The sequence below is a fragment of the Photorhabdus kayaii genome (assembly GCF_025384895.1).
Lineage (GTDB): Bacteria > Pseudomonadota > Gammaproteobacteria > Enterobacterales > Enterobacteriaceae > Photorhabdus > Photorhabdus kayaii.
The window spans coordinates 1-1393 of record NZ_JAJAFZ010000174.1; the positions used below are offsets into that span (position 1 = coordinate 1).

Annotated in this window: 3 protein-coding genes; 1 reads left to right on the plus strand and 2 read right to left on the minus strand. The window is 52.0% G+C overall.

Features of this window, described 5'->3' with window-relative positions; genetic code table 11:
• A partial coding sequence (locus LGZ98_RS23690; protein ID WP_262978726.1) for a SymE family type I addiction module toxin occupies positions 1–237 on the minus strand: 237 nt, incomplete at its 3' end.
• A gap of 88 nt (positions 238–325) precedes the next feature.
• Entirely contained in the window at positions 326–754 is a 429-nt protein-coding gene (locus LGZ98_RS23695; RefSeq protein ID WP_242685676.1) for a helix-turn-helix domain-containing protein, read from the minus strand.
• Between the two features lie 115 nt (positions 755–869).
• Here LGZ98_RS23695 and LGZ98_RS23700 point away from each other — a divergent pair.
• Positions 870–1393: CHC2 zinc finger domain-containing protein (locus LGZ98_RS23700; protein WP_262978727.1), on the plus strand; the 524-nt coding region annotated here is incomplete at its 3' end.

A 1393-nucleotide genomic window follows, 5' to 3' on the forward strand; every position in this document is an offset into this window, starting at 1 on the left:
CTGTTGTTGCGTGGCCTCACTGTCAGGAATAAGGACCAGACAACCGTCCATCACCTTCACCGTAATCTGGCCGCCGGTATTAAACCCCGCCTGTCTCAGCCACTGTCCCTTAAGATGTATCGCCGGTGTGGCGTTGTTGACCTTATTCCCGTTCGATACATAGCCCACCGTGTAATAACGTTCTGTTTTCGCAGCTTTATTTACTGCCCCTTCTGCTTTAGAATGCGCCTTAGCCATAATTAACTACCTTTATTAGTTGCTTGTGGTGAGCGGGGTTAAAGTGTTGGTAGCACCTTAGCCCCGCGTTAAATCAAAGGGTGTCCTTTTATCTTGCCAGCGCCTGTAACTGCTTCTTAGTTAAAAAAGCATCCAGTAACTTCTTAATCACTTCCTTATCTTCCTCCGGTAGCTGTTCCACGGCCTGAAACTGTCTCAGTAACTCCCGGTCCTCAAATCTTGCCTTAGCCGCTTCCGTCGCAGCCCCTTCCAGCAAATAATCACTGGTCACACCAAGCACATCCGCCAGACGCTTTAACGTGTCGCTTCCCGGTCTGGAAGTCCCCCGCTCAAAACGGCCAATATGGGTGTAATGCAACTCCGCCAGTCTGCCCAGCTCAGACTGAGAGAAGCCCTTTTGCCTGCGTAACTCGCGCAAACGTTGGGCAAATCCGGTCTCTGTCGCCGCTGTCATATCAAGCACCTCAGTCATCATAACGGTATCAAATAGAGCTATGTTGCCGTAATTATCTGCCATCTTCCATGCTCCGGTGCGTTGATATCGACTTTACATGCTTGACATGATAAAGCCTTGAAGCTACCTTATCAAGCATAAATGCTTTATTGAAAAATATTTTATAAGGACTGCTTACATGGCCCGGATACCCGAAGCAGAATTACAGCACCTGAAAACTGCCGTCTCCTTAGTGGCCGTAGCGGAACAACAGGGACGACAGCTGGTTAAACGCGGCAAAGATTACGTGCTGCTGTGCCCGTTCCATCAGGAGAAAACCCCGTCAATGGTGCTGTCACCCGCCAAAAATCTGTATCACTGCTTCGGTTGTCATGCCGGCGGCTCCGTGCTGGACTGGGTGATGAAAACCGAGCGGCTCAGCCTGCGTCATGCCTGTGAACGGCTGCGAGGAGAACTGGGGGCCAACCCCGCCGTGGAAACGCTGCCAGCGGTCCCCTCCGTGGCAGAAGAAGCCGGACGGCAGGCATTATTAACCAGGGTGGTTGAGTTCTATCATCAGACTTTACTGACGTCCCCGGAGGTTCAGCAGTACCTGAAAAAACGCCGCCTCGACCATCCCGAACTGGTCAGCCACTTTAAACTCGGCTTTGCCAACCGCACGCTCGGCTACCGGCTGCCGGATAAAAAACTCAAAGCCGGGGC

Coding starts and splice junctions, on each gene's coding strand:
- LGZ98_RS23695 (WP_242685676.1), bottom strand. CDS start 754: ATGGCAGATAATTACGGCAACATAGCTCTATTTGATACCGTTATGATG.